Source organism: Pseudomonas sp. BYT-1 (assembly GCF_023611805.1).
GTDB lineage: Bacteria > Pseudomonadota > Gammaproteobacteria > Pseudomonadales > Pseudomonadaceae > Aquipseudomonas > Aquipseudomonas guariconensis.
Genome location: NZ_CP072559.1, coordinates 4,163,025 through 4,179,432 on the forward strand (window position 1 = coordinate 4,163,025; position 16,408 = coordinate 4,179,432).

Genomic DNA, 16,408 nt, shown 5'->3' on the forward strand with positions numbered 1-16,408 from the left:
CTTTTTCTGGAGGGCTACCTGAATCGAAGCCCCCTCAAAAACACAAAACCCCGACACAATGGCCGGGGTTCCTCTGTGTCGCGTTGCTTGCAAGCTGGACACGCTGCTATGAAAACAGGTGTTTATCCGCCCGCATAGAACTTTTTACGCAGCTTCTCGAATTTCTTCGAGGGCGCAGTCGATCCATGCAACGCCAGCCTTGATGATCTCTCGGGCCTTGCGCTCGGACATTCCAGCCTCCCGACCTACCCGCATAGCCGGTTGCTTGTAGCCGTAGTACGCCCACACGAAGTCCCCCATCTGCTGGTTGCGCTTCACAAGCCTTGCAACAGCACCATCCACGACCAGCGCCAGATCGTCCGTGATCACATGCTGGCGCGCACCACCCTCGGATGGGACGTTGTCCCGCATGAGCGCATACAGGGGTGAGACGTACCGTGGCACGCCCATCTCGCACATCCGCCACCAGCCCCACTGCTCGAGCAAGTACTCGGTATCGCCCAGCATCTTGTCCACGTAGGTTCTTTTCTTCATGCAGCCCTCCGGGGCGTTGGGTCGGTTTCCAGGCCGAACAGCTCTCGCAGCAGCTTGTCAGCGTGTTTGTTCTTGGCGTTCCCTTCGGTGATCCAGCCCTTGGCGAATTGCTCGAAGCCCACATTGGCGCGCGCGGCGTGCCAGTCAGCCACGATGTCCATCAGGGCCGCTGAGGCGATCCGGCCATTGTTCTGCTCCAGCAGCATACGGTTGCCCACCTTGAGGAACTTGCACTCCACGGCGGTCAGGCTTTTGCGCGGCAATGCCACAGTTACGTTGCTCATTGAGAAACCCCTTGGGCCGCACGGGCCTCGGCAATTCGCACATACCCCAGAAATTGGTCAGCCGGCATCGACTCCTTGATCACGTCAAGGATCATCCGGTCCAGGCCCTGCTGGGATTGCTGCTTGGCCTCCTTACGCAACTGTCCACAGCGGTACAGGGCGCGGGCGCGGTCATGGTTGATGTGCTTGAGCGCTGCCTTGGCCCGGTTGTACCAGCTACGGTTGTAGGGGATTCCCTGAGCAGCGCCCTCCTGAGCCTGAGCCAGCGCCAGCTCCAGCCGGATGGCGTCGGTAACCAACTGCTCATGCAGGGCTTCGCACTCGGCCAGGGTGGCGGGCAGCTCGATAGGGCCGCGCTGGGCAGCAGCTGGCGCAGGGGTATTGCCAGTGGCAACAGGCTGCTCGGCGCCAGCACGCTTGGTCACGATCACCGAGACGACCGGCTTTGCAGGCGTACGGGCTGGCGGCTTGCGGCCTGGCCACAGATCAGAAAGTTTCATGGCGTTTGCTCCCCTTATGGCGCTGGGCATAGCTCTCTCGCCCCATTTCGACATCATCGTCAGTCGGCATAGAGCCTTCGAAGTTTGCGAATCGGCTGTACTGGCCCTCCTGCTGCAGAACGCAGCTGCCGACCTTCGCATGGCGGCACTTGGTCATCAGGATCTCGGTCAGGCCGTTCTTGCCGTGCTCGGTATCCATGTCGCGGTGGACCATCAGAATGCAGCTGGCGTCGGCCTCGATCTCGCCCGAGTCGCGCAGGTCGCTGGACTGGGGCTTCTTCCCGGGGCGCTTGGTCGAGTCTCGGTTCAGCTGGGCCAACTCGATGACCGGGATACCCATTTCCTTGGCTAGCTGCAGCAGGGCCTTGCTGATCTTGCCCACCTCCTCGGTGCGAGATCGGCCGCCACGCTCGCTACGCACCAAGGTCAGGTAATCGACCACGATCCCGGCCAGGCCGTGCTCACGCTGGCAGCGCCTGGCTGTGGCCCGAATGGTCGCCGGGGTTTGCACTGGGTCATCGCAGACAAACAGCGGCGCATCCAGAGCGATGGCTACAGAGCCAGACAACTTCGCCCAATCCTCTTCTCGCATGCGATCCGGCTCGTCCAGCTTGGCCAAGTCGATGCCACCCAGCGATGCGATGGCACGCAGCCCCAGTTCTTCACCAGGCATTTCGATGGAGAACACCAGCCAGGGCTTCCGCTCCTTCACAGCGTTGTACTGGGCGACCTGCAGGGCCAGGGTGGTCTTGCCGCTCCCTGGCAGGCCGGCAATCACAGTCACCTTCTTCGGACGAATGCCACGTACTAGCTTGTCCAGGCTTTCGAGGCCTGTGGAGGGCCACTTCGGTGCCACGCCTTGGTGCTTCTGGTCAATCAGGTCAGCGGCATCACCCATCCACTGATCCAGGCGCTTGAACTCCTTGTGCTCGCCATCGAGGTTCCGCAGGTCGGCCATGGCCTGCTGGGCGGCGGCGATCACATCGGCGGTCGGCTCACCGGCGCTTATCATCTCAACCGCAACGTCGTGCACGGCCAGAATGCGCCGCAGCACACTCCAGTCCTTGACGTGCTTGACGTAGGTCTTCCAGCTGGCCAGCGACGGGGTGTTCTTGGTCAGGTCAGCGGCATAGGCCAATGTGTTGTTGCCGCTTGGCAGACGGCGCTGCACTGCATCAACGGTAACCGGGTCGATGGGCATGCTGCGTTCCTTGCAGTCGTTCATTGCCTCAAAGAGCGCAGCATGGTCGGGATGGTGGAAGTCAACCGAAGAGAGCTGGCCCATGATGTCCTCGACCAGACCGGCATCCTGCTGCAGGCTGGCCAGCATGATCGAGCCCAGTACGCCCTGCTCGGCGGGAATGCTGAAGAACTCGGTCATGCCGCTGCCCTCATCGAGGACCAGGTAAAGCCAACCTGTTGCCCGCCGTTCTGCCGCAAGCGATCAAGGGCGCGGTCGCCGATGTAGGACTTCAGGCTTTCGGCGCTCAGGTTGCTGATCAGCACGGTGGGCAGTACCGCCTGGTACCGGCGGTCGATGATGCTGTGCAGCAGGCCCAGCTCGTACTCGCTGCCCTTCTGGCAACCAACCTCATCGATCACCAGCAGGTTCAGGCCTCCCAGGTGAACCACCACGTCGCGGTCGGTGTAACCAGAGCCTGGAACCATCGAGGCGCGGGCGATGCTCACAATTTCCCCGGCCGGGACGATCAGGGCGGCAGCGCCGTCAGCCACCACGGTGCGCACAATCGCGCTAGCCAGGTGCGTCTTGCCGCAGCCGACGTTGCCGGTCAGCAACAGCGAGCGACCGGCCCGGAAGTTTTCGGGGAATTGCTCGGCATAGGTCCGGCACTTGGCCAGCGCCTTGCGCTGGGGATCAGTCTCGGCTTGGTAACTGTCGAACGTGGCGCCAGCAAAGCGCGGGGTGATTCCAGCCCCTATCAGCGCCGCCATGACGTTTTCCGCCTTACGCTGGGCGTTGGCCTGGGTGTGCACCTCAGAATCGCGCGGGGCCGTGTGCAGGGCCTCCCAGTGACAGCGCTTGCAGCCACGCGCCAGCATGGAGCCGTCCAGTTGCTCAATCTCGCTCATGTCGACCTGGCCATGTACGGCACACTCGCCTGAGTAGATCCGCATGGCTGGGCGGCGGTGGAACAGATCAGAAATTCGCTCGGCCATCGTGGCTCTCCTGGTACATGTCATCGGTGTGCTGAGGGAGGTTGCTGTAAGAGTTCGGCCTGCCTGACCTGGCGGCAGCGTTCGCTGTCGACTCTGGGTAAACATCGGTCCAGCAGCTGAGGGTGGACTTGTCGAGCACCGCGTCAGCGTTCTGGTGCCCCTCCAGTTTTTTGGCAATCAGGTCACATGCGCGCTTGGTGAGCGGCGCACGCTTTGCTTTGCGCATTTCGCAGAAGTCGGCCCAGGCGCGATCGGAACAGTTCTCCGGCTTGGCCGTCAGCGGGTCGAAGCTCTCCTTGGTCTTGCGCTTACTTTTCCCGCCAGCTGAGGCGCCATCGCCTTCTTTATGGTTATGGGTGGTTAATTGGTGGTTAATTGGTGGTTCGGGTGCATGCTGTGCACCCCGTTCCGTCGTGGCGTGCACCCCGTTGTGTTCTGGCGTGCACCCCGTTCCGTCGTGGCGTGCACCGGGTGCATGCTGTGCACCCCGTTCCATGGCGAGGTCATAGCAAACAGGAATGCGGTCGCGCTGGTTTATGTAAGCGACGGGAATTGCCTGGTTGCCACGGCGAATCACACCCGTTTGCTCCAGCTCGCGGAGGCGATACTGCACCGTCCGCGTGCTCAGTCCGGTATCGGTCGCCAGACGCGACACCGATGGAAACGCCGCCCGTCCGTCTTGGTCGGCATAGTTGGCCAGGCACAGCAGGACGTGGCGTGCGTGCGACTCCACCACCTCCTGCTGCTGCAAAGCCCAGGTCATAGCTTGGACGCTCACAGCTCAAGCTCCTCTGTAACCCGGCGCACGAACTGGTCGTAGCTCTCGCTCATCACCAGGCCTTGGTCTTCCAGGGCTGCCCGATATGCCTTGGCCGAGCCATACAGCACCCAGCGATCGCGATCCGGAAGGCCTTTGAACTGGGCGTAGGTCGGCCATGGGCCGCTGATGATCGTTGCGCCAGCGCCCTGCTGGAGCGCCTGGGGGGGGGTAGACGGGTTGTTCATTGCAGGGTCTCCCCGTGGATCGTGGTGCGACGTACCGTTCGCGGCGGTGGACGCTTGGCAGGCGCAGCATCCGGCACAGCGAAGCTGGCACCGGTCAGAATCATCAGGCGGCGCACTGCCGTATCCAGACGGCGCTTGGCACTGCGGCGGGCCTGCTTGGCCTGCAGAAGGCGTTCGTAGGCGTCCGCCGTGTACGCCACAACACCCGCGTAGCGAGGATCATCGGGACGTATGCCGCGAAAGCCCGGCTCGATCTCCCCGCACACACGGAAATAGCAGGCGTACTCCTCGTTCAGGTCGTAGCGACGACGTTTCACGGCCAGGTCCGCCTGGTGGTGCTGGATCGATAGCTCGATGACCAGCGCCTCAAGCTGCTTCTTGGTGGGTTTCTTCATGGGGTCTGCCTCGCGCGAATCTTGAACCGTCCCTGGGGAATTTCTGGATGGGTGGCGCGCTCCGCCGTGACGTAGGTGCACTGCTCGACAAATTGGTCGAATCGACGGGTGATCGCTGGCTTTGGCCAAATAGCGAATGGCTGCCCTCCTTCGTCGGAATGCCGACTGCGCACCATTGCGAACGGCAGCGGCGCGCCGGTCACCTCACGCATGACGGCGTTCACCACCCAGGCCGGAAGACCGTGACGATTGTTGATTCGGTCACGGATCGTGGTGATGGTCTCGAAGCCACTGGGCACCGAGTCGAGGTAGCGCACTTGCTCGAGCTTGGTCGTGCGGTCCTCAACTCGCTCCAGCGCCACCTGATGGGCGGCCTGCTGACGCTCGATCGCCACCAGCTGGTTTGCGCTGGCAGCGATGAGCTCGGCCTGGGTCATCGGGCGCGATTGCTGACCTTCCAGTTCATTCAGGCGGGAGAGCACACGACGGCGCACGCCCTTCGACTCGCGCATGGCGACCAACTTGCATTGGTCGGCGGTAAGCCGAAGCCCCTCGGACTGGGTATTGTTCAAATTTTGCACTACGAAAGTTTCGTAGTAATCGCCGTCGAGCTCGTCCTTGCAGCGCCCAACGAAATCGTTGTGACGGACCGAACCTTCGCCGAACGCAGCCCGAGCCTCGTTGACTAGCGCCAGCAGCTCGGTGGTGTCCATGGTGGTGAAGGTGGTAGAAGGCAGGCTCATGACTGTCTCTCCAGCGAGTTCATGACCTCGCAGAAGCCTTTGTGTAACTGGTCGCTGATCAGCACGATCCCATGCAAGATCGCCTCGATGTCCGCCTCATCAAGTTGCGGTGCCGGATCGCTTCCGCGCAGGGCCTCGTTGTTGAGGGCGATCTTGGCCAAGCGGTTCACGACCAGAACCGCGTTCTCGACCTGATCGGGCAGAGTGGTTTCCGGGATCATGCCGCACCTCCCACATGCTTTGCTTCATGGAAGGCGGACGCGCTGCGGTGCGGGAACAAGAAGTTGCTCGTCGAAAAGACAACGACCTCCAACTGGCGCTCCAGCTCTCCTACGACAGGGTTTTCGAAACCGCCGAGGCCCGGCACAACATGCGCCCAGTACAAGGCTTTGATGGCTCGGAACGCCTCGCGGGCTTCATTGAACCGGGCGATCTCCTCGGCAGAGAGGATTACGTCCTGCACAATCTCACCGTAAACCGGCAATGGCATCAGTTCGCGTCGCACGGTCAGCATGCCGCACCTCCCGCGCCACGTTTTACGGTGGTCGTCTTTTGTGGCGCCGATCGTGGCAAGGTGTGCAGCTTGTAGTCGGCGCACTGGCTCTCGTGGTGAAGCTGGCCAGCTGTGTCGGCAAGATGCTGAATCAACCAGCCGGTACTGGTGAGCGATTCATTGCTAAATTCACCAGTGGTGCCGACCCAGGCTAGAAGCTCGCCAAGCGCCGCAAGTCCGGACGTGATCATTCCGGCGCTTTCCGAGGCGGCGCTGCTGATGCGCTCCAATTGCTCGACCTGCACTTCAGTCAGGCAGGCGTCTTTTTGCCATTCGGAAGGAAACTGGTTTTCAACGCTCAACAGAAGGTCGCTGAAGCTCGGGATCGTCTTACTCATGGCTGTTCTCCCATCTTCTGCAGCGCGTACTGACTGGCGCGAGTCAATGTGCTCGCCACCTCTCCCAGGAATGCCAGAGCGCGAACCTCGCTGAGGTATGCCAGCTCACCATCGTTGATGGATGCAGCCAGCCGATTGGCCAACTGATGAACACCGTCGCCGAGGTCCGCTGCGAAGCGCAAACCATCAACCAGGTCGACACCTTCCTGGATGACAAACAAGCGTGCCCCCTGGAGATCAGGGTCGCCGAACTCCATCTTCTTGAGGGTTGGCAGTTGCGCCACTGATGGCGCAGTGGTATTTTCTGGGTGCATCTCGTCCTCCTACAGAACGAAGATTCAAAAAGTCCATTGGCGTGGACTGCTTAGAGAAACCCGCTTCCTACGGCGGGTTTTTTGTTGCCCGGAAGAAAGTCAGCCGGACAGCAAAAACTGGGAAATGAAGACTTTCATGTTTGGCTCCGCGCATTACTGGATAGGCATACAGAGCCAACAGGCCCAGGTGCACTGGGTGAAGTTTCAGTAGATGATTTGTCTACCTTGCGGCGAGCTTCTGTCTGAGCCACAAGCGGGCACAGCGAAGCAGCAGTTACAGCGCCATCGGTCACGATCTCCGCAAGCAGCGCTTTCTCTGCCGAGATTTTCACCGCCCCGGCTAGCCAGTACGAAATGGTGGCTTGGGAAACGCCCATAGCCTTGGCGGTCCGCGCTTGCGTACCGAAATGCTTTACCAGCATGTTGATAGACGGCGCCATAACCCAGGCCCTTGATAAGTCAATTTATATCATGGCCAGAAGCACACTTCTTTGCAAGCTCAGAAGCAGCCTTTTAGGATCAATGGATGAATCTATCTGAACGAATCAAAGCGGCCCGCAAGAAAGCGCGCCTGACACAGGCCGAGCTGGCCGAGCTTGTTGGCATCGCACAAACCGCAATCAGTCAGCTCGAATCCGGCAAAACTCTCAGGTCTTCATACCTGGTGCAGATCGCACAAGCGTGCTCGGTCAACAGCGTTTGGCTCGCCTCCGGTGAAGGAGAGATGCTCCAGCCAGAAGACCCAATGTATCTAAGCACAGCTTCGTTAAACGAGATTTTTAATGGTGAGCACGAGGAAGATGCAAGGCTAAACCTGGAGCTTCGCGAGCGGCTCTCCGCGCTGCGGGACGCTAGCGAAATAAGTCCATCAGACTCCCTTTCAGCCATCCGCATTCCTTATCTGATCGAAATGGATGACCCCCAAAAGCCTGGGAAAACCACGATCGAAGTGAGCGTATCTGCTGCGCTTATGGTCAACTACGAAGTTTTTAGGCGCCAGACTGTCAGCCCTGAAGGTGCCGTCGCCGTTGCCATAAAAGGAAACTCCATGGTCCCAGTCCTTCAAGATGGCAGCTCGGTCCTGGTGAACATGAAAGACACGGTGATCAATGACGGAAAAATGTATGCCGTCGATCACGATGGCCAGATTCGCGTGAAAACTCTCTACAGGCTCCCTGGCGGAGGAGTGCGAGTCAGAAGCTACAACCTTGCGGAGCACCCAGACGAAACTTACAGCCCAGAGGATCTTGATCGTTTCAAGATCAAGATCATCGGACGAGTCTTCTGGGGTGCTTCCTTCTTCTAGACCCTTCCCGCCTCCTCCCTAAGCCCGGTACGCCGGGCTTTTTTGTGCCCGTTGATCAGAAAATCAACCTGCTGTTAAAAAATATAAGCAGAACGCTTGCAGAGAAATATCAATCTGCTTATATTTCTTGGCATCAGCTTACTCAAGGAGGTCGACAATGCAGGACGTGATCAGCTTCAGAGGAATGGAAGGCAGTGTAGGTATTCTCGCCGCCCAGGAACTCAAAGCGGCACTCGGCATTTGCTGCGGCCTCGGCAACAAAGAGATTGCCAGAGAGCTTGACTGCTCTCCTTCAACGATCAAGAAATCGGTAGAGCGGGTCTTTTTCAAGCTTGGCATCCGTAGTCGATCTGCAGTTCCTACAGAGCTTTTCTGTCGAGGCATCGCAAGGAAGCTTTCCGTACTCATGTGTGCAGCAATCCTAGGCCATGCTGTTCTCGGCGAAGACCAAGCCATGCGCATCCGCCGTTGTGGCAATGGCGGTGAGCGCCGTGTCGAGCTTCGGGCATCGGCGAAGCGTGCTGAAGAAGCAGTTGCGCTGGCGTAGCAGCGGCGAGGGTTTCCCGATTTCAGATCGGAGAACCCTGTCCGGTGCGAAAGCATCATGAGGTTCGGCTGGGTATTGCTGGGCTGGGTCAGGTATGCCTGGGCCTGGCAAGGCAAGGGCTGTTTACAGCGGTCAGCTCATTTTTGAAGTGAGCTTTCCGGTGGCGATAGTCATCACTTGGCCAGGCTCTGTTCGGCGCGGTTTGGCTAGGCATGGCGCTCCATGGCAAGGGCTGGTTTCCCAGCGTACAGCGCATCTGCGGGTGTGTTGTGCGGTGTGAAAACACCATATGGCTGGGCGATGCAAGGTACGCCGTGGCAAGGCAAGGCGCGGCAAGGGCTGATTCAGCGTTCAGCCGCTTCACAGAGGCGGTTGAGCGGTGCGAAAGCATCTGAGGCGAGGCATGGCCGGGTCAGGTCGGGTAAGGCCAGGCAAGGCGAGGCATGGGTGGTAATCCGCACGAGGTCACCAGCGTTTCTGGTGGCAACTTCAAAGCAACTTCTCGCGAGGTTGTTTTGAAGTTCCAACACGCAAAGCACCGTGCATCGCAATTGGCGAAAAGGCACACGCAGCTATCTATTGGAGAACTCCATGCAAACTTTGAAAGTTAAGCTCACTGGCACCCGTCCGCTTTTGGTTCATAGTGACGTGTTCGCTGACCCTTTGAACAAGTTGACCAAAGCGCATAAGCAGCTTACTTCGAAGCGCAAAAAAACCGACGAGGATCACGAACTTATCGCCCGTAGCGAGTGGCGTGGTGGCTTGTACTTCTCCGAGGATATCGGCCCGTACTTGCCAGGGATCAACATTGAATCCGCGCTGGTTGCAGGCGGCAAACTTTCGAAAATGGGCACTCAGCTCAAGCGCTCCGTCGAGATCATGGATACCCGCTGCCCGATCATCTATGAAGGCCCGCGCACCGTCGAAGGCCTGTGGGATGAGCAGTTCTATGATGCTCGCTCGGTCAAGGTCGGCACTGCGCGGATCACGCGATATCGCCCCCTCTTCCGCTCTTGGGCCGTGGCCTGCGAGATCGCCTACGATCAGGAATCCATCGACCGTGACCAGGTGTTGAAGTGCCTGGAGGACGCTGGCCAGTACTGCGGTGTCGGCGACTACCGCCCGAAATTCGGCCGCTTCGCCGTGGAGGTGCTGTGATGTCTGTAGTCCCGCTCAAGCCGAACAGCTGGAGCCTGGACAAGGCTGTCGAGCAGTTCCTGGCTGACAAGTTCGAGGATGGCCAGCTCATCAGCCACGCCTGGCTGGAGTGGGCGCTGAACCTGCCAAAGCCGAAGACCGCGAAGGAAATGGTCAACTGCCAATTCGTGATCCTGGACCGCGTTGAGCAGTTCAAAGAGGCCCTGCTGACTCAGCATCAAATCTACATTGTCAGCGTGCGCGGCAAGGGTTATCGGATTGTTCCGCCGAGCGACCAAGCATTCATCGCTGTCGACAATGCAATGCAGGGAGTTCGTCGGGAGTTCAGCAAGTGCGAAAAGGTAATGAAGCATACCCGCCTTGGCGAACTTGATGCTGATCAAATCAAGCGTCACACAGATGCTCAGTTGAAAGTGTCTGCAATTGCCGGAATGGTCGGCAAAGGAAAGCGCGAAGTGTTCAGCCTGTTCAAGGCATAACTTCCGCCCAGTAACACCCGCAACTTTCATCGAAAGCCAAGTTACTCGGCGGGTATTCGCTCGCCCTTAATAAGGAGCCACACCATGGCCTTTGAATACGATAGCCGCACCGCTGACAAATTCGTCGTTCGCCTCCCTGACGGCATGCGCGACCAGGTGGCCGCTGCCGCCAGCGCGGATGATCGATCGATGAACTCGCTGATCATCACGGCAATCCGGAACGAACTGGAAGGCCGCACCCGCGCCAACGCGATCATTGATGCGCTCACCAAGGCAGCAGAAGCGCAGGGGGTGACCCATGACGCTGCCTGATCGCATCAGCTTGGTATTGCGCGCACCGGAGGGCTTAACCCTGGAGCAGGTGCTGCCGTTCGCCCTGCTCGGCGCCCACGTCTCGATCGGTCGTGGCCTGGCTGTGATCGCCGGCGCAAGCCAAGGCGACCTTGTCACACCTGCGCTCGAGCGCGAAGAGTTCCAGGTCGACGAGCACGTCCGTATGGCTGCCGATGCGCGCCGGTACCGCTGGCTGCGTGACCGTGAGCGCATTGAAGATCCCGGCGAGGACCTGCTGGTGGTGCGCGGCGACAACTGGATCTCCGCCGAAGAGCTGGATCAGGAGATCGATACCGCCCTGCGACTGGCAGCCTTGCAACAGCAGGACGTGCAGGAGCAGGAGCCATGACTCAGGCCAAGCCAGCCCGCAACGAGTTCGAGGACCTGGGCGAACGCCTGGTGCGTTTCGGCAAGGCCCTGCAAGACAGCACCACCAGCGTGGGCCGGCTCAACCAGCTGGCTCGTGAGTGCGGTATCACGCTGCGTCTGCGTGCTGTAGCCGACATGGAGGGGATGGGTCATGGGAATCCTCGCTGAAATGGCGCTCCGGCGTGCTCGCGGCCGCCTGAATTCGGTGCAGTCTCGGGCTGCCCCCAAAGCGCCTGTGAAGGCCGAAGTCAGTCCGACCCGCAGCGAAGTGGTAGTGACCGGCCCCATCAACCGCTTCATGTTTCTGGAGGGGCGCAGCTGGGCAATCGATATGGTCACGTCGCTCCGCGCCTCACCGGTTGCCGTAGTTGTCGATCGCCTGGCAGGCGCAGCTGTCGATCGACCTGGCAGCTACGCAGCCGGGATCGAGTCGGTGATCAAGGAGCTGAAGGAGTGCTCACAATGAAACGTCGCGCGATCAACCCGGCCGCCCTGCCCGCCGTTGGCCAGCCGCTGGCCGGTGGCTTCTACGCCGGACGTCTTTTCTTCGATGGTGCCGAGCACGCGATCATCGACGCTGGGCGTGAGTTTGAAGTTCTGGCTCAGTGGTGGGACCTTCCAGGCCCGCGCTTGAACGTCCGCGGGGCGAAGTCTTACCACGACGGGCTGGCAAACACACTGGCCATGGCCGAAGCGGGAAGCACGATCGCCAAGAAGGTGCTGGGCATGACCATTCGTGGCCATCGTGGCTGGCACCTGCCCAGCATCGAGCAACTGCAGGTGATGAGGGTGAACCTCTTGCAGCTACCGGACTGGGGCAAGCACTGGCCAGTGGACGGTGCTGGTGGGCCTGCGCAGGCCTTCGCGCTGCGTGAGTATTGGTCCAGCACGCAGAAGCCCACCGCCGGTAGTTCCTGGTGCCTGCACATGCTGCCCTGGTGCGTGCCTGACACCAACTGGGCCAGCAAGAGCAAGGGCATCCGCCCGGTGCGCACGTTGCTAATCAGTCAGGAGGCCTTCACGCATGCTCCATCGACCGACGCGGCCATGCCCACCGCCGATTTGCGGGGGCTGGCCAACCAGCAGGCCGTGAGCACCGTACTCGAACGCTTCGTGAACGAGGACGCCGGCAAGTTCTACGGGCGCACTGATGCGCTGGCGGCTGAGCTGGCAGCGCTGGCGGGAGGTCATCCATGAGCAAGTACGCCAGCGCCTACGTCGACGCCATTGCTCCAGAGCATGAGCGCACCAGCTGTGACGACGACAACCTGTACAACGCAGCCTGCGGCCCTGATGACCACCAAGGGCACGGGCGATGCCACCGATGCACTCTCTTGGCAGCCGCTCACAACGGGCGTGAGGGGAAAGCCTTTCTGGCTGAGGAGGACGACGAATGACGACTCTCCAGCATTTCCAGGCCAATACCGCTGGACGCGACTTCGCGGTGGGCGACATTCACGGCCACTTCACACGACTGCAGCGCGCTCTGGATCTGGTCGGGTTCAACCCTGCCGCCGACCGGCTGTTCTCAGTAGGCGACTTGGTCGACCGTGGCCCGGAGTCGGACCAGGTAGACGCCTGGTTGGCCAAGCCATGGTTCCATGCCGTGCGCGGCAACCATGAGCAGATGGCGATCGAGGCGTACCGATTCGATCCGTCAAGCCGCATCGGTGACGTGCACCTGGCCAACGGTGGCGCCTGGCTGTACGCGAGATCGTCCGTTGAGCAGGCGTGTTACGTCGAACTGCTGGCCGACCTGCCGCTGATAATCGAGGTAGAGACGCCGCAGGGTCTGATCGGCATCGTGCACGCCGACTGCCCTTACCACTTATGGGGCGAGTTCACCTGGGCGGCAAAGGACGGCTCACAGGCAGAGGCCGAGCACGTTTCAGCAATGGCGCAGTGGTCGCGCAGGCGCATTACTGCCGAGGACTGCTCCGGCGTCGACGGCGTGCGCGCAGTGGTGGTTGGCCACACCCCAGTTCGGCGCCCGGCAGTGCTTGGCAACGTCTACCACATCGACACCGCCGGCTGGATGGACGGGCACTTCACGCTGCTGGACCTGCACACCCTGCAGGCGCACCCGCCGATTGATTCGAAGCTGAGCTGGGACTGGGATGATGTGACAGATCAGCGTGACAACCAAAACCTGACGCGTCAGGAGGAATAGCGATGGCAGCAGCAGAGAATCTGCCCGACGACCATGTGCACGACAAGGTCACCGAGAAGCGGATGGGCGAGTTGGTGGGGTGTACAGCGAAGGCGCTGCAACGCAAGCGCGAGAAAGGCATCATCCCCAACTGGGTGTGGATGAAGATAAACGGCAGGATCATGTACAGCAAAAGGAGATATGACGAATGGATCGAAAGCCTGTGGACCTGCCGGCCGGAGTCGAGCTTGTCGGGCGCTCAATCCGAATTCGCTTCACCTGGAACAAGAAGCGGTGCTGCGAGACGCTCCCCCTCCCTCAGACCCCGAAAGGGATCGCAGCAGCAGCGAGTCTACGTGCTCAAGTAAAGGGGCTGGACAAGCTCGGCGCCCTGACCGCAGAAAAGTATGCCGAGCTTTTCCCCAATACCCGCAGCGTGGTGGTGCATGAGCAAACTACGCCGATCTTCTTCGATTACGCGCAGGACTGGCTCAACAGCTTGCAAATCGTGGAGGGTACTCGGAAGAACTACCGCTCTGCTCTGCAGGTGTATTGGGTTCCTTACCTGGCCGAGAAGCCGATCGACACCATCACGTCAGTGCTCCTGCGCAAGATCATGAACGATATCAAGTGGACTTCCCCGGTACGCCGCAAGGGCGTGGTCGGCCTACTGGCGTCGATCTTCCAGCAGGCGGTGACGGACGAGTTGATTGTTCGAAATCCGGCCCTGTCTATCCCAGGCGCCAAAGTGCCGAAGCGTGAGGTCGACCCTTTCACCAAAGAGGAAGCGGATTCGATCATTGCTCATATTTACGAAACGACGAGCGGCATGACGGCAATTTACGCCGCCTATTTCGAGTTCTGTTTCTACACCGGCATGCGGCCGGGCGAGGTGATGGCTCTGCGCTGGAGCGAGATCGACAGGCGTGGAAAGACTGCCAACGTTTGCCGCATTCAGATCCGTGGAGTGATCCAGGATCGCACCAAAACGAAGCGCGGCCGGAAAGTTTTATTGAACGATCGCGCCCTGCATGCGCTCGAAAAAGCCAGGCCGCTCACCGAGGCGCGTTCAGATTACGTGTTCGCACCCAGTGGGACGGGTGACCGTTCGGAGATGTTCATCCGCTCCGAGACGAGTCAAAAACGTTACTGGCTGGCAGCTCTGCGGAAGCTTGGTATCAGGCGCCGCAGGATGTACGACACGCGCCACACGTACGCGACCATGTGCCTGATGGCCGGCATGAACCCGGCATTCATCGCCGCGCAACTCGGGCATAGCGTGCAGGTGCTGCTTTCGACATACGCGAAGTGGATCAACTCCCCGAACGACTGGGCTGAGCTTGATAAGCTGAAATCGTTGGAAAGTGGTACAAAAATGGTACGAGCTAAAAGCCAGTAACGCCAAGAGTGCCGAAACTCAAAGGGTTTACGTTACATGTGCGGATTAGCAGGAGAGTTACGTTTCACCCCCATCGACCAAGCCCCTCGCCCGGCGGACCTCGCCGCGGTAGAGCGCATCACCCATCACCTGGCGCCTCGCGGCCCCGACGCCTGGGGCTTCCACAGCCAGGGCCCGATCGCCCTCGGCCACCGGCGTCTGAAAATCATGGACCTGTCCGACGCCTCGGCTCAGCCCATGGTCGACAACACTTTGGGCCTGTCGATGGTCTTCAATGGCGCCATCTACAACTATCCCGAACTGCGCGAAGAGCTCAAAGCCCTGGGCTACCGCTTCTTCTCCGACGGCGACACCGAAGTGTTGCTCAAGGGCTATCACGCCTGGGGCGCAGCCTTGCTGCCCAAGCTCAACGGCATGTTCGCCCTGGCCATCTGGGAACGCGACGCCCAGCGCCTATTCCTGGCCCGCGACCGTCTCGGCGTCAAACCGTTGTACCTGTCGCGCAACGGTGAGCGTCTGCGCTTCGCCTCCACACTCCCGGCGCTGCTCAAGGGCGGCGATATCGATCCGGTGATCGACCCGGTGGCGCTCAACCACTATCTGAATTTCCACGCCGTAGTGCCCGCGCCTCGTACCCTGCTGGCCAACGTGCAGAAGCTCGAACCCGGGACCTGGATGCGCATCGACCGCCACGGCGAGGTGCAGCGTGAGACTTGGTGGCAGTTGCACTACGGTCCGCGTCCGGATGAACAGCACCTGGACCTGGAAGACTGGACCACACGCGTGCTCGACGCCACCCGCGACGCCGTAGCCATCCGCCAACGGGCGGCGGTGGACGTCGGCGTGCTGCTCTCCGGCGGCGTCGATTCCAGCCTGTTGGTCGGCCTGCTGCGCGAAGTAGGGGTGGACGATCTGTCGACCTTCTCCATCGGTTTCGAAGATGCCGGCGGCGAGCGCGGGGACGAGTTCCAGTATTCGGACCTGATCGCCCGCCACTATGGCACGCGCCACCATCAATTGCGTATCGACGAGCGCGAGATCCTCGAACAGCTGCCGGCGGCGTTCCGCGCCATGAGCGAGCCGATGGTCAGCCATGACTGCATCGCCTTCTACCTGCTCTCGCGGGAAGTGGCCAAGCACTGCAAGGGGGTGCAGAGCGGCCAAGGCGCCGACGAATTGTTCGCCGGCTACCATTGGTACCCGCAGGTGGACGGCGCCGACGATGCGTATGAGGCCTATCGCACCGCGTTCTTCGACCGCGACCATGCCGAGTATCGCGACACGGTCCAGGCCCCGTGGCTGCTGGAAAGCGACGCGGCCGGCGAGTTCGTTCGCGAACACTTCGCCCGCCCTGGCGCCAGCGAGGCTGTGGACAAGGCCCTGCGCCTGGACAGCACCGTGATGCTGGTCGACGACCCGGTCAAACGCGTCGACAACATGACCATGGCCTGGGGCCTGGAAGCCCGCACACCGTTTCTCGATTACCGACTGGCGGAACTGTCGGCGCGCATCCCGGCCCGATTCAAACTGCCCGACGGTGGCAAACACGTGCTCAAGGCCGCGGCGAGACGGGTAATCCCACATGAGGTGATCGACCGCAAGAAGGGCTACTTCCCGGTGCCGGGTCTGAAGCACCTGCAAGGCGCCACGCTGGACTGGGTTCGTGAACTGCTGACCGACCCAAGCCAAGACCGAGGTCTGTTCAAACCGGCCATGCTCGATCGCCTGCTGAGCAATCCTCAGGGTCAACTGACGCCGCTGCGAGGCTCCAAGCTTTGGCAGTTGGCCGCCCTGAACCTCTGGCTCAGCGAACAAGGAATCTGA

General features: G+C 60.6%; 27 protein-coding genes. 13 read left to right on the forward strand and 14 right to left on the reverse strand.

The window, feature by feature from the left end; genetic code table 11:
- Window positions 1–144 precede the first annotated feature (144 nt).
- The 14 genes from J5X93_RS19445 to J5X93_RS19510 form a co-directional block, all read right to left on the reverse strand.
- Complete coding sequence (locus J5X93_RS19445; protein ID WP_054572660.1) at window positions 145–534, reverse strand: antiterminator Q family protein; 390 nt, start codon at window positions 532–534, stop codon at window positions 145–147.
- Complete coding sequence (locus J5X93_RS19450) at window positions 531–818, reverse strand: hypothetical protein (RefSeq protein ID WP_250033897.1); 288 nt, start codon at window positions 816–818, stop codon at window positions 531–533. The genes J5X93_RS19445 and J5X93_RS19450 overlap by 4 nt, the downstream gene beginning before the upstream one ends.
- Window positions 815–1,318 carry a hypothetical protein gene (locus J5X93_RS19455; RefSeq protein ID WP_250033900.1) on the reverse strand — a complete coding sequence of 168 codons (504 nt, stop codon included), beginning with the start codon at window positions 1,316–1,318 and terminating at the stop codon, window positions 815–817. The genes J5X93_RS19450 and J5X93_RS19455 overlap by 4 nt, the downstream gene beginning before the upstream one ends.
- Entirely contained in the window at window positions 1,305–2,699 is a 1,395-nt protein-coding gene (locus J5X93_RS19460; RefSeq protein WP_250033902.1) for a replicative DNA helicase, read from the reverse strand. The genes J5X93_RS19455 and J5X93_RS19460 overlap by 14 nt, the downstream gene beginning before the upstream one ends.
- Window positions 2,696–3,496, reverse strand: coding sequence for an ATP-binding protein (locus tag J5X93_RS19465; protein ID WP_161551443.1), 801 nt, complete (start codon window positions 3,494–3,496; stop codon window positions 2,696–2,698). The genes J5X93_RS19460 and J5X93_RS19465 overlap by 4 nt, the downstream gene beginning before the upstream one ends.
- The gene (locus J5X93_RS19470; protein WP_250033904.1) at window positions 3,477–4,274 is read right to left on the reverse strand and encodes a helix-turn-helix domain-containing protein; all 798 of its coding nucleotides are present in this window, start codon (window positions 4,272–4,274) and stop codon (window positions 3,477–3,479) included. The genes J5X93_RS19465 and J5X93_RS19470 overlap by 20 nt, the downstream gene beginning before the upstream one ends.
- Complete coding sequence (locus tag J5X93_RS19475) at window positions 4,271–4,501, reverse strand: hypothetical protein (RefSeq protein WP_250033906.1); 231 nt, start codon at window positions 4,499–4,501, stop codon at window positions 4,271–4,273. The genes J5X93_RS19470 and J5X93_RS19475 overlap by 4 nt, the downstream gene beginning before the upstream one ends.
- Window positions 4,498–4,896 (reverse strand): hypothetical protein, encoded by a 399-nt coding sequence (locus tag J5X93_RS19480; RefSeq protein WP_250033908.1) that lies wholly within the window; start codon window positions 4,894–4,896, stop codon window positions 4,498–4,500. The genes J5X93_RS19475 and J5X93_RS19480 overlap by 4 nt, the downstream gene beginning before the upstream one ends.
- On the reverse strand, window positions 4,893–5,639 hold the full coding sequence (locus J5X93_RS19485) for a phage antirepressor (protein WP_250033909.1): 747 nt from the start codon (window positions 5,637–5,639) through the stop codon (window positions 4,893–4,895). The genes J5X93_RS19480 and J5X93_RS19485 overlap by 4 nt, the downstream gene beginning before the upstream one ends.
- Window positions 5,636–5,860, reverse strand: coding sequence for a hypothetical protein (locus tag J5X93_RS19490; RefSeq protein WP_250033912.1), 225 nt, complete (start codon window positions 5,858–5,860; stop codon window positions 5,636–5,638). The genes J5X93_RS19485 and J5X93_RS19490 overlap by 4 nt, the downstream gene beginning before the upstream one ends.
- Window positions 5,857–6,153 (reverse strand): hypothetical protein, encoded by a 297-nt coding sequence (locus J5X93_RS19495; protein WP_250033913.1) that lies wholly within the window; start codon window positions 6,151–6,153, stop codon window positions 5,857–5,859. Before J5X93_RS19495 ends, J5X93_RS19490 begins: the two co-directional genes overlap by 4 nt.
- Window positions 6,147–6,530 carry a hypothetical protein gene (locus J5X93_RS19500; protein WP_250033916.1) on the reverse strand — a complete coding sequence of 128 codons (384 nt, stop codon included), beginning with the start codon at window positions 6,528–6,530 and terminating at the stop codon, window positions 6,147–6,149. Before J5X93_RS19500 ends, J5X93_RS19495 begins: the two co-directional genes overlap by 7 nt.
- Complete coding sequence (locus J5X93_RS19505) at window positions 6,527–6,844, reverse strand: hypothetical protein (RefSeq protein ID WP_250033919.1); 318 nt, start codon at window positions 6,842–6,844, stop codon at window positions 6,527–6,529. The genes J5X93_RS19500 and J5X93_RS19505 overlap by 4 nt, the downstream gene beginning before the upstream one ends.
- Before the next feature lie 134 nt (window positions 6,845–6,978).
- Entirely contained in the window at window positions 6,979–7,284 is a 306-nt protein-coding gene (locus J5X93_RS19510; RefSeq protein WP_349666374.1) for a transcriptional regulator, read from the reverse strand.
- 86 nt (window positions 7,285–7,370) lie between these two features.
- On the opposite strand from J5X93_RS19510, the gene J5X93_RS19515 reads away from it, so the two are divergent.
- The 13 genes from J5X93_RS19515 (at window position 7,371) to J5X93_RS19575 (ending at window position 16,408) form a co-directional block, all read left to right on the forward strand.
- Window positions 7,371–8,150, forward strand: coding sequence for an XRE family transcriptional regulator (locus J5X93_RS19515; RefSeq protein WP_250033920.1), 780 nt, complete (start codon window positions 7,371–7,373; stop codon window positions 8,148–8,150).
- Between the two features lie 157 nt (window positions 8,151–8,307).
- The gene (locus tag J5X93_RS19520) at window positions 8,308–8,697 is read left to right on the forward strand and encodes a response regulator transcription factor (RefSeq protein WP_250033921.1); all 390 of its coding nucleotides are present in this window, start codon (window positions 8,308–8,310) and stop codon (window positions 8,695–8,697) included.
- A 591-nt stretch (window positions 8,698–9,288) separates the two neighbouring features.
- Window positions 9,289–9,855 (forward strand): hypothetical protein, encoded by a 567-nt coding sequence (locus tag J5X93_RS19525; protein WP_250033922.1) that lies wholly within the window; start codon window positions 9,289–9,291, stop codon window positions 9,853–9,855.
- Entirely contained in the window at window positions 9,855–10,334 is a 480-nt protein-coding gene (locus J5X93_RS19530; protein WP_250033923.1) for a hypothetical protein, read from the forward strand. Before J5X93_RS19525 ends, J5X93_RS19530 begins: the two co-directional genes overlap by 1 nt.
- An 84-nt stretch (window positions 10,335–10,418) precedes the next feature.
- Window positions 10,419–10,646 carry an Arc family DNA-binding protein gene (locus tag J5X93_RS19535; RefSeq protein WP_182817779.1) on the forward strand — a complete coding sequence of 76 codons (228 nt, stop codon included), beginning with the start codon at window positions 10,419–10,421 and terminating at the stop codon, window positions 10,644–10,646.
- Window positions 10,633–11,016 carry a hypothetical protein gene (locus J5X93_RS19540; RefSeq protein WP_250033924.1) on the forward strand — a complete coding sequence of 128 codons (384 nt, stop codon included), beginning with the start codon at window positions 10,633–10,635 and terminating at the stop codon, window positions 11,014–11,016. Before J5X93_RS19535 ends, J5X93_RS19540 begins: the two co-directional genes overlap by 14 nt.
- Window positions 11,013–11,204 carry a hypothetical protein gene (locus tag J5X93_RS19545; RefSeq protein WP_196167496.1) on the forward strand — a complete coding sequence of 64 codons (192 nt, stop codon included), beginning with the start codon at window positions 11,013–11,015 and terminating at the stop codon, window positions 11,202–11,204. The genes J5X93_RS19540 and J5X93_RS19545 overlap by 4 nt, the downstream gene beginning before the upstream one ends.
- On the forward strand, window positions 11,188–11,502 hold the full coding sequence (locus J5X93_RS19550; RefSeq protein WP_250033925.1) for a hypothetical protein: 315 nt from the start codon (window positions 11,188–11,190) through the stop codon (window positions 11,500–11,502). Before J5X93_RS19545 ends, J5X93_RS19550 begins: the two co-directional genes overlap by 17 nt.
- Window positions 11,499–12,233: an Lcl C-terminal domain-containing protein gene (locus tag J5X93_RS19555; protein WP_250033926.1), complete on the forward strand. Its 735-nt coding sequence runs from the start codon at window positions 11,499–11,501 to the stop codon at window positions 12,231–12,233. The genes J5X93_RS19550 and J5X93_RS19555 overlap by 4 nt, the downstream gene beginning before the upstream one ends.
- Window positions 12,230–12,433 (forward strand): hypothetical protein, encoded by a 204-nt coding sequence (locus tag J5X93_RS19560; protein WP_250033927.1) that lies wholly within the window; start codon window positions 12,230–12,232, stop codon window positions 12,431–12,433. The genes J5X93_RS19555 and J5X93_RS19560 overlap by 4 nt, the downstream gene beginning before the upstream one ends.
- The gene (locus tag J5X93_RS19565; RefSeq protein ID WP_250033930.1) at window positions 12,430–13,206 is read left to right on the forward strand and encodes a metallophosphoesterase; all 777 of its coding nucleotides are present in this window, start codon (window positions 12,430–12,432) and stop codon (window positions 13,204–13,206) included. The genes J5X93_RS19560 and J5X93_RS19565 overlap by 4 nt, the downstream gene beginning before the upstream one ends.
- 187 nt (window positions 13,207–13,393) lie before the next feature.
- Window positions 13,394–14,584, forward strand: a complete 1,191-nt coding sequence (locus J5X93_RS19570; protein ID WP_250033933.1) for a site-specific integrase — start codon at window positions 13,394–13,396, stop codon at window positions 14,582–14,584.
- 36 nt (window positions 14,585–14,620) lie between these two features.
- Window positions 14,621–16,408, forward strand: a complete 1,788-nt coding sequence (locus J5X93_RS19575; RefSeq protein ID WP_102082658.1) for an N-acetylglutaminylglutamine amidotransferase — start codon at window positions 14,621–14,623, stop codon at window positions 16,406–16,408.